This is a genomic window from Variovorax sp. Varisp85, assembly GCF_047304045.1.
In the GTDB taxonomy this organism is placed as follows: Bacteria; Pseudomonadota; Gammaproteobacteria; order Burkholderiales; family Burkholderiaceae_C; genus Variovorax.
Genome location: NZ_JBGLYN010000078.1, coordinates 22,686 through 31,318 on the forward strand (window position 1 = coordinate 22,686; position 8,633 = coordinate 31,318).

9 protein-coding genes are annotated in these 8,633 nt (G+C 67.2%); 3 read left to right on the forward strand and 6 right to left on the reverse strand.

What is annotated here, in order from left to right:
* The first annotated feature begins 19 nt into the window (after positions 1-19).
* Complete coding sequence (locus ACCC97_RS24560; protein WP_413335566.1) at positions 20-952, forward strand: SMP-30/gluconolactonase/LRE family protein; 933 nt, start codon at positions 20-22, stop codon at positions 950-952.
* 3 nt (positions 953-955) lie between these two features.
* Positions 956-2,014, forward strand: coding sequence for a malate/lactate/ureidoglycolate dehydrogenase (locus tag ACCC97_RS24565; protein ID WP_413335568.1), 1,059 nt, complete (start codon positions 956-958; stop codon positions 2,012-2,014).
* Between the two features lie 14 nt (positions 2,015-2,028).
* Here ACCC97_RS24565 and ACCC97_RS24570 read toward each other — a convergent pair whose 3' ends face one another.
* From ACCC97_RS24570 to slmA, 4 genes are all read right to left on the reverse strand, one after another.
* Positions 2,029-2,904 carry a DMT family transporter gene (locus ACCC97_RS24570; RefSeq protein ID WP_413335570.1) on the reverse strand — a complete coding sequence of 292 codons (876 nt, stop codon included), beginning with the start codon at positions 2,902-2,904 and terminating at the stop codon, positions 2,029-2,031.
* Positions 2,905-2,908: 4 nt separating this feature from the next.
* Positions 2,909-3,724 carry a DUF2182 domain-containing protein gene (locus ACCC97_RS24575; protein WP_413316090.1) on the reverse strand — a complete coding sequence of 272 codons (816 nt, stop codon included), beginning with the start codon at positions 3,722-3,724 and terminating at the stop codon, positions 2,909-2,911.
* 61 nt (positions 3,725-3,785) lie between these two features.
* The gene (locus ACCC97_RS24580) at positions 3,786-4,388 is read right to left on the reverse strand and encodes a DUF1326 domain-containing protein (protein WP_007838991.1); all 603 of its coding nucleotides are present in this window, start codon (positions 4,386-4,388) and stop codon (positions 3,786-3,788) included.
* Positions 4,389-4,566: 178 nt separating this feature from the next.
* Positions 4,567-5,217: a nucleoid occlusion factor SlmA gene (gene slmA, locus ACCC97_RS24585; protein WP_007838990.1), complete on the reverse strand. Its 651-nt coding sequence runs from the start codon at positions 5,215-5,217 to the stop codon at positions 4,567-4,569.
* A gap of 134 nt (positions 5,218-5,351) precedes the next feature.
* Between slmA and galE the strand changes: the two genes are divergently transcribed.
* Positions 5,352-6,368 (forward strand): UDP-glucose 4-epimerase GalE, encoded by a 1,017-nt coding sequence (gene galE, locus ACCC97_RS24590; RefSeq protein WP_007838988.1) that lies wholly within the window; start codon positions 5,352-5,354, stop codon positions 6,366-6,368.
* A 19-nt stretch (positions 6,369-6,387) separates the two neighbouring features.
* Here the strand turns inward: galE and argB are convergent, their stop codons facing one another.
* Entirely contained in the window at positions 6,388-7,281 is an 894-nt protein-coding gene (gene argB, locus ACCC97_RS24595; protein WP_007838986.1) for an acetylglutamate kinase, read from the reverse strand.
* A gap of 188 nt (positions 7,282-7,469) precedes the next feature.
* Positions 7,470-8,567, reverse strand: coding sequence for a glycosyltransferase family 4 protein (locus ACCC97_RS24600; protein WP_413316088.1), 1,098 nt, complete (start codon positions 8,565-8,567; stop codon positions 7,470-7,472).
* Between the last annotated feature and the right edge of the window lie 66 nt (positions 8,568-8,633).

Genomic DNA, 8,633 nt, shown 5'->3' on the forward strand with positions numbered 1-8,633 from the left:
TCCATCGACAAGGAACCCCATGGCCACACTCCCCTTCGGCTTCCTCGACGGCACCGGCTTCGAACACCTGGACCCTCGCTTCAAGACCTGCATTCCCGGCCCCGAGCGGGTGCAACGCCTGTGGACCGGTGCGCGCTGGTGCGAAGGTCCCGCCTGGTTCGGCGCGCACCGCACGCTGGTGTGGTCCGACATTCCCAACAACCGCATGCTGCGCTACGACGAGGTCAACGGCACGGTCGGCATCTTCCGCGAGCCTTCGAACAACGCCAATGGCCACACGGTCGACCGCGAGGGCCGGCTCGTGAGCTGCGAGCACCTCACGCGGCGCGTGACGCGCACAGAGCACGACGGATCGATCACCGTGCTGGCTTCGCACTGGCTGGGCAAGCGGCTCAATTCACCGAACGACGTGGTCGTGCATTCGGACGGCGGCGTGTGGTTCACCGACCCGAGCTACGGCATCCTCTCCGACTACGAAGGCCTGAAGGCGGACAGCGAGATCGGCGCCTGCCACGTCTACCGCATCGACCCCGCGAGCGGCAAGGTCGAGCGCATGGCCGACGACTTCGTGAAGCCCAACGGGCTGGCGTTCTCGCCCGACGAATCGCTGCTGTACATCGCCGACACCGGCGCGAGCCATGCGGCGGACGGGCCGCGGCACATTCGCCGCTTCAAGGTAGGCGCCGACGGCCGCACCCTGAGCGGCGGCGAAGTGTTTGCCGAATGCACCAGCGGCCTGTTCGACGGCTTCCGCCTCGACACCGAAGGCCGCATCTGGACCAGCGCGCTCGATGGCGTGCACGCCTACCACCCCGACGGCACGCTGCTCGGCAAGATCCTGCTGCCCGAACGCGTGGCCAACGTCTGCTTCGGCGGGCCGAAGCGCAATCGCCTTTTCATTTGTGCGACCACGTCGCTCTATACCATCACGCTGAACGCGAAGGGAGTCTGATCCATGTCCAGAACACTGGAGGCCGATGGCCTGCAAGCCACCGTCGCCCGCATCCTCGAAGCCGCAGGCAGCACCCCGGCCGAAGCACAACAGGTGGCCGCCAACCTCGTGCTGGCGAACCTCAGCGGCCACGACTCGCACGGCGTGGGCATGCTGCCGCGCTACGTGGATGCAGTGGCCGAGGGCGGGCTGAAGCCCAACGCCGCCGTGCGCGTCAACCTCGACATCGGCACGCTGATGGGGCTGGACGGCCAGCACGGCTATGGGCAGATCGTCGGCGTGCAGGCGATGGAGCTCGGCATTGCGCGGGCGAAGCAGCACGGCAGTTGCATCTTCACGCTCTCGCATGCGCACCACCTGGGGCGCATCGGACATTTCGCCGAGATGGCGACGGCGCAGGGGCTGGTGTCGATGCACTTCGTCAATGTGCTGTCGCGTCCGGTGGTCGCGCCCTGGGGCGGCGGCGACGGGCGCTTCGGCACCAACCCGTGCTGCATCGGCATTCCACTCTCGGGCGCGGACCCCTTCGTGCTCGACTACGCGACCAGCCGCGTCGCGCAGGGAAAGATGCGCGTGGCGCACAACAAGGGCGAGCGCGTACCCGACGGCTACCTGATCGACGAGAACGGCGCACCGACCAACGACCCCGGCGTGGTGGTCGTGCCTCAGGGCAACGGCCTGTTCGGCGCGCTCATGACCTTCGGCGAGCACAAGGGCTACGGCATGGCCGTGGCGTGCGAGCTGCTGGGCGGTGCACTCACGGGCGGTGGCACATGGCACCGGCCGGCCGACACGGCCCGCACGGTGCTCAACGGCATGCTGACGGTGCTGATCGACCCGGCACGCCTGGGCACGCAGACTTCGTTCGACCAGGAGGCGCGGGAGTTCGTCGAATGGCTGCGGCAGAGCCCGCCGGGACAGGGCTTCGACGAGGTGCAGATTGCCGGCGAACCGGAGCGCAAGGCGCGGGCTGCGCGGCGGCGGGACGGGATCTGGGTCGATGAGGCGACGTGGGGGGAGATCGTCGCGGCGGGTGCCAAGGTGGGCATTGCCATCGCGTAAGGGCTTGACGCCGGCTAACGGCGCACGCTTTGCGACTTCTGGCTCAGCACGAGCGCGATGCCTCCCAGGATCGCCACGGAGGCAGCCGCCAGCCGCGGCGTGATCGCCTCGGACAGGAACAGCACGCCACCAAATGCGGCCAGCAGCGGCACCGACAGCTGCACGGTGGCTGCCCGCATCGCCGAAAGGCGGCCCAGCACCGCATACCAGACGACATAGCCGAGACCCGAGGTCAGCGCACCGGAAGCCACGGCCAGGGCGACGCCGGTCGCGTCCGCATGAGCGCTTGCCACGAAGCCCAGGCTCAGCGCGAGCGCGAGCGGCACCGCCCGCGTGAAGTTGCGCGCAGTGGCGGCCAGCGGGTCGGCCACGCCGCGGCCGCGCAATGAATACAGGCCCCACGCCACGCCCGCCACCGCCATCAGCACGGCGCCGAAGAGCGGCGGCGCGGAAATCCCCGGCGACACCAGGTACACGAGTCCGACCACCGCCAGGGCGAAACCGAACCATGCAGCAGGCCCGAAGCGCTCGCCGGAGCCCAGACCCGCACCAAGCATCGTGAGCTGAACCGCACCGAACAGGATCAGCGCACCCGTTCCCGCGGGCAGGCTGAGGTAGGCGAAAGAGAAGAACGCGACATAGGCGAACAGCATGGCGGCGGCAAGCCAGTCGGTCCGCCCGGCCACAGACGGCCGTACCCTGAGCCGCACGACGAGCGCGAGCGTGATTGCCCCGGAAACCAGTCTGATGCTGCCGAAGCTGGCGGGATCGATGCCCCGTTGCTGCAGCGCGAGCCTGCACAACAGCGAATTGGCCGCGAACGCGACCATGGCCACAGCGGTAAGGGCGATGGTCCGCAGGAGGGACGGGCCGCGGCGCCCTTCAGACATGGCTTCAGACATGCATCGCCACCATGAAGGCGGCCCAGCCCAGCAACGCGAACCCAAGCGGCGCGCTGAGACGATGGCCCCAGGGAACGTTCTTTTCTACCGCCATGACGGCCGCGAGCAGAAGCATCCAGCCGAGGCTGCCGGTGCCGAGCGCGAACATCAACAACATCAGCGCCCAGCAGCAGCCGACGCAGAACAGGCCGTGGTGCGTGCCCAGCGCGAACGCATGCCTGGCCTGCGCCTGCCCGCGCCAATGCTCGACGACGAAGCTCAGCGGCGTGCGGCACTTCTCCAGGCACCGGTGCTTGAGACGGCTGAACTGGAAGGCTCCAGCCAGCGCGATGGTCGCGGCACCGATCACCCAGCCGTGCCAGGCCAGGGTCGGCGCGCTGGCGAGCAGGGCCAGCACCGCACTGTGGAGTGCGTGCGCCAGCAACCCGAAGGCGCCCCACACCGCCATGTAGCCCAGCCCCAGCAGCACGAGAAGGCGTCCATGGTCCGGGCGCCCCTCGGTCAACCGGTCGAAGGCGTTGAACAACGGCAGCGTCGTCGGCAGCATCATGGCCGCCGTCATGAGAATCCACGAAGCGGCGTAGAGCACCATGGGCACGACCACGTCGCCGGCGGGAACGACCTGGCACAGGAACGCGGCCGGCCCCGAGGCGGTCCAGTCGCCGTGTTCGAGATAGCGTCCGTAGGGACTGCGCGCCCATGCCCACAACGCCATCCACGCGAGCGTGATCAGCGCGGCAAGCACCGGCAGGAACACACGGCGGTGGCGCGAGACGTTGCGCGGCGGCGAGCCGGCCGCCGGGTTCATTGGGCAACCTTCGTGCTTCGCACTGCGGTGCGAACTTGCTTGGGGCGGCCCCGCGCGGCGCTCATGCGTCGAAGACGAAGGTGCTCTGCAGCGCGTTGTGGTTCTTGATGTCGAGGTCGATGCCCAGCGCGGCATTCTTCGAACGGTAGGTCGGGGCCTTGCCGACGAACACCGGCGCGCCCGGAACCGTCGAGAACACGGTGTCGGAAAGGGTGGTCTGGCCGCCGGTCGCGCCGCGGTAGGGCTCGAGTTCGGCGTAGTAGTCCTTGCCGATCTCCAGCTCGCCCTTGCCGTTGTTCACGGTGAAGCGGATCGGCGCCCGCTCGACCGACACGACCTGGCCGATGAGCTTGGCCAGGTCGGCGATCGGTCCGCCGGCCTGCCCGGTATAGACCTTGAGCAGCGCTTCTTCCTGCTCCTTGGAAGCGCTTTCGTCGACGAAGATCGCCGCCGTCCAGTTGCCTTCCAGGATGTTTCCGGGCACATGCGCCACGGCCGCGATGGTGTTGCCGCCGACGTCGATGCCGTCGATCGTTCCCTTGTCGATGCGCCACGCGACGATCGTGTCGCAGGTGCCGTTGTCAGGATCCTCGCCGATCCAGCAGGGACAAAGGACGTTGCAGTTGCATACCTCGAGCAGGCGACCTTCCAGGTGATAGCTCATACGAACCTCCGTTCAAGAAGCCACACGAACACGGACTTGTCGCCGCGACGGGGCGGCAAGGGGCACCGATCCTACGCTTCGCAACGAAGCAAGTCGAGCGGGGTGCCGGGCTCCGCGCCGTCACCTGGGTACCCTGCGGGCTCGCAGTTCGATCAGCCATCGCCCCGACAGGGACGAATCAAACGATCAAGGCGATCGTTGCTTCGAGATGCTCGGACGGCGCGCGGCGGAAACCCGAGCGCGCAAAGCGCTGGAGCTGCCCGACCACGAAGGCCGTGAGCGCCGCGGCGCGCACCTGCGCGTCGACGCTGGGCGTGGCCGAGCCGTCGGCCGCGGCGGCGCCGCGCAGCACCTGGCGCAGGGTGGCTTCGATCTTGTCGAAGAACTGGTTCATGCGCTGCTGCAGGCGCTCGTTTTCGTAGACCAGCGCATCGCCCACCATGACGCGGGTCATGCCAGGGTTGCGCTCGGCGAACTGGACCAGCAGCGTGAGGATTTTTGCGGCCTGCTGGGCGCCGGTGGCGCCCTCGCGCTCCAGGATCTGGTTGACCAGCGTGAAGACGCTCTGCTCGATGAAGTCGATCAGGCCCTCGAACATCTGGGCCTTGCTGGCGAAGTGGCGGTAAAGCGCGGCCTCGCTCACTTCGAGCCGCGCGGCCAGCGCAGCGGTGGTGACCCGCTCTGCGCCGGGCTGCTCGAGCATGGCGGCGAGCGCCTGCAGGATCTGCACGCGCCGCTCACCCGGCTTCGGGCGCTTGCGCGTCGGGGGGGTAAGCGTGTCCGCAGAGGTCTCTACGCCGGAAGCACTGGTCGTCTCTTCGTTCTGCATGGGAGCGCGTGCAAAGATGTAATCAATTGATTCTCGCACAGGGCTGTGAGCACGCGCCGTCTCCGGCCGAGCGCGCCGGCAGTCCCGCGAAAGCTCGTTCAAAATCTGCTTTCCGTGGCAATCGATAGAACTTCATGAGCCAACGTATCCTAGTCACCGGCGGCGCCGGCTTCATCGGCAGCCACACCTGCGTGGCGCTGGCTGCGGCCGGCTATGTGCCCGTGATTCTCGACAACCTCTGCAACAGCGACGTGCGCGTCCTGGAGCGGCTGCGCCAAATCACCGGCAGCACGGTCCGATTCATTCAAGGCGACGTGCGCGACGCCGCGCTGCTTGCCCGGGTGTTCGCAGAAATGCCGTTCGCGGCCGCGATCCATTTCGCAGGCCTCAAGGCAGTGGGCGAATCGGTGGCCGACCCGCTGGCGTACTACGACACCAACGTGGGCGGCAGTCTGATGCTTGCCTCTGCGATGCGGGATGCTGGCGTGAACACACTGATCTTTTCCTCGTCGGCCACGGTCTACGGTGAACCGGAGCACTCGCCGATCCCGGAAGACGCCGCCCTGCGGCCGGCAAGCCCCTATGGTCGCTCCAAGCTCATGGTGGAACAAGCGCTTGTCGACCTTTATCGCTCGCAGCCCGGCTGGCGCATCGCGCTGCTTCGCTACTTCAATCCGGTCGGCGCGCATGAAAGCGGATTGATCGGCGAACACCCTCACGGCAAACCGAACAATCTGATGCCGTTCGTCTGCCAGGTCGCCGTGGGGCAACGCGACAAATTGCAGATACACGGCGCCGACTATCCGACACCGGACGGCACCGGAGTGCGCGACTATGTCCACGTGATGGACCTCGCTGAAGGCCACGTCGCGGCCTTGAAGCATGCGGAGATCCAATCGAGCCTCGTTACCCTCAACCTGGGAACCGGGCAGGGAGCCTCGGTGCTGGAAGTGGTGCGGGCCTTCGAACGCGCAAGTGGACGTCCCCTACCCTTCGAGATCGGTCCGCGCCGGCCGGGCGACGTCCCGGCCTACTGGGGTGATCCATCACTTGCTCAGGCGACGCTGGGCTGGCGCGCGCGCCGCAGTCTCGACCAGATGTGCGCCGACAGCTGGCGCTGGCAGCAGCGCAACCCCGACGGGTACCGCTAGCACGTCTCGCAATTGACTTTCAGCGCGCCCGAATCATCGTCCCGTAAGCCTGGTCGGTCAGGATCTCCAGCAGCATCGCGTGCGGCACCCGGCCGTCGATGATGTGCACCGCGTTCACGCCGCTCTTGGCCGCGTCGAGCGCGCCTTCGATCTTGGGCAGCATGCCGCCCGAGATCGTGCCGTCGGCGAACAGGTCGTCGATTTCTCGCGCGCTCAGGTTGGTGAGCAGCTTGCCGTCCTTGTCGAGCACGCCGGGCGTGTTGGTCAGCAGCATGAGCTTCTCGGCCTTGAGCACGGTGGCGAGCTTGCCGGCGACGACGTCGGCGTTGATGTTGTAGCTCTCGTTCTCCTCGCCGAAGCCGATCGGGCTCACGACGGGGATGAAGGCGTCGTCCTGCAGCGCCTTGACCACGCTGGGGTCGATGGAGACGATGTCGCCGACCTGCCCTACGTCATGGTGCAGGTTCGGGTCGGTGCGGTCGGCCAGCTTGAGCTTCTGCGCGCGAATCAGGCCGCCGTCGCGCCCGGTCAGGCCCACGGCCTTGCCGCCAGCCTGGTTGATCAGGCCCACGATGTCCTGCTGCACCTCGCCGGCCAGCACCCATTCGACGACCTCCATGGTCTCGGCGTCGGTCACGCGCATGCCCTGGATGAAGCTGCCCTTCTTGCCGAGCTTGTTGAGTGCCGCCTCGATCTGCGGGCCGCCGCCGTGCACCACCACCGGGTTCATGCCGACCAGCTTCAGCAGCACCACGTCTTCCGCGAAGTCGGCCTGCAGCGCCGGATCGGTCATGGCATTGCCGCCGTACTTGATGACGATGGTCTTGCCGTGGAACTTGCGGATGTACGGCAGCGCCTGGGCCAGGATCTCGGCCTTGTCGCGGGGGGGGATGTTGAGGACGGGGTCGGTCATGGGCGGTCAGGCTCCAAAGCAACAGTGGACGATCAGGTGAGGCTCAAATTCTCGCGCAATCGCGGTGACAGCCGACTGACTGCGCGGGAACACCGTGGAACCGGCTTTGCCGGGCCACACCGGTGTTGCCCCCTGCAAGGGGGTTGGCGCAGCGACATGAAGTGCGCGAAGCCTGGGGGTGTGCCGGTTCACGGGCGCAGCCAGCGCGGCACCTTGAAACGCACGATCATCAGGTACGCGCCCACATAGGTCGTGACAAACAGCAGGCAGAAGAACATCAGCACGATGGTGTTGTTCCAGAACAGCACGGCCGGTACCACCGACAGCGCAGCAAACATCCAGAGGTACGGCGAGGTGCGGTTGTTGCGCGCGAGCAGTTGCCGTGCTTCGTCGTCCGCGAAGGCCACGCGCACGATGCGGCGGAAGATCAGCTGGTGGAAATGCAGTGCATCGGCCGTGCCGGGCGACTGCCCGCGGGCCAGCTTGCGGTAGATGGAGAACAGCGTCTCCCACACCGGGTAGATCAGCAGCAGCATCGGGAACCAGGGCGACACCACGCGGTGGCGCTGCACCAGCGTCACGCAGGCCACGGCGATCACCATGCCCCAGACGTAGGCCCCGCCGTCGCCGGCGAAGATCTTGCCGCGCGGGTAGTTCCACACCAGGAAGCCGAAGGTGGCTCCCACCAGGCAGATCACCATGGCCGCCAGCTGCCGGTCGCCGACCTGCAGCGCCACGTGGGAAATTGCCAGGCACACCAGCACGGCGACCGTGCCCGCCAAGCCGTTGTAGCCGTCGATGATATTGAAGGCATGCGGCAGGCCGCCGATGGCCAGGGCCGCGAACAGCACAGTGGCAAAGGGAATCATCGCCAGCCAGCCGTCGACCGTTTCGGAGCCGGTGCGCGCCACGCCCAACCCCAGCACCCAGCACACGAGCAGCGCAGAGCCGATGGTGAGCCCCAGTCGGTAGCGCACCTTGACGTTCTGGGTGACGTCTTCGACGATGCCGCCCAGCACCGCCGGCGCGATGCACAGCAGCGTGAGCATCGAGGTCTTGACCGGCCACGACACGTTGAACGGATCGGTGCCGGTGACGCCGGCCGCCAGCCATGCCACGCCCATGCCCAGCAGGATGCCCGCACCGCCCAGGCGCGGCACATGGCCTTTGTGGAAGCGCTGAGGCATGTCGGCGCCATAGAGGCGGGCATGCCTGCGCGCGCGGCGCATGAACAGCTGGACCGCGAAAGCGGCGACGAAGAAACTGATGACGATCAGAGCAATCATGTGTGGGAGTTGGGGAACCCTAGAATTCCCGAGCGAAATTAGACCATGCCCACGCCTCCCCCCTCC

Bases quoted from the DNA above. Each gene is read 5' to 3' on its own strand.
- argB (WP_007838986.1), bottom strand. From the start codon at position 7,281: ATGACCGACCCCGTCCTCAACATCCCCCCCCGCGACAAGGCCGAGATC.
- slmA (WP_007838990.1), bottom strand. From the start codon at position 5,217: ATGCAGAACGAAGAGACGACCAGTGCTTCCGGCGTAGAGACCTCTGCG.
- ACCC97_RS24575 (WP_413316090.1), bottom strand. From the start codon at position 3,724: ATGAACCCGGCGGCCGGCTCGCCGCCGCGCAACGTCTCGCGCCACCGC.
- ACCC97_RS24570 (WP_413335570.1), bottom strand. From the start codon at position 2,904: ATGTCTGAAGGGCGCCGCGGCCCGTCCCTCCTGCGGACCATCGCCCTT.
- ACCC97_RS24600 (WP_413316088.1), bottom strand. From the start codon at position 8,567: ATGATTGCTCTGATCGTCATCAGTTTCTTCGTCGCCGCTTTCGCGGTC.
- ACCC97_RS24565 (WP_413335568.1), top strand. From the start codon at position 956: ATGTCCAGAACACTGGAGGCCGATGGCCTGCAAGCCACCGTCGCCCGC.
- ACCC97_RS24560 (WP_413335566.1), top strand. From the start codon at position 20: ATGGCCACACTCCCCTTCGGCTTCCTCGACGGCACCGGCTTCGAACAC.
- galE (WP_007838988.1), top strand. From the start codon at position 5,352: ATGAGCCAACGTATCCTAGTCACCGGCGGCGCCGGCTTCATCGGCAGC.
- ACCC97_RS24580 (WP_007838991.1), bottom strand. From the start codon at position 4,388: ATGAGCTATCACCTGGAAGGTCGCCTGCTCGAGGTATGCAACTGCAAC.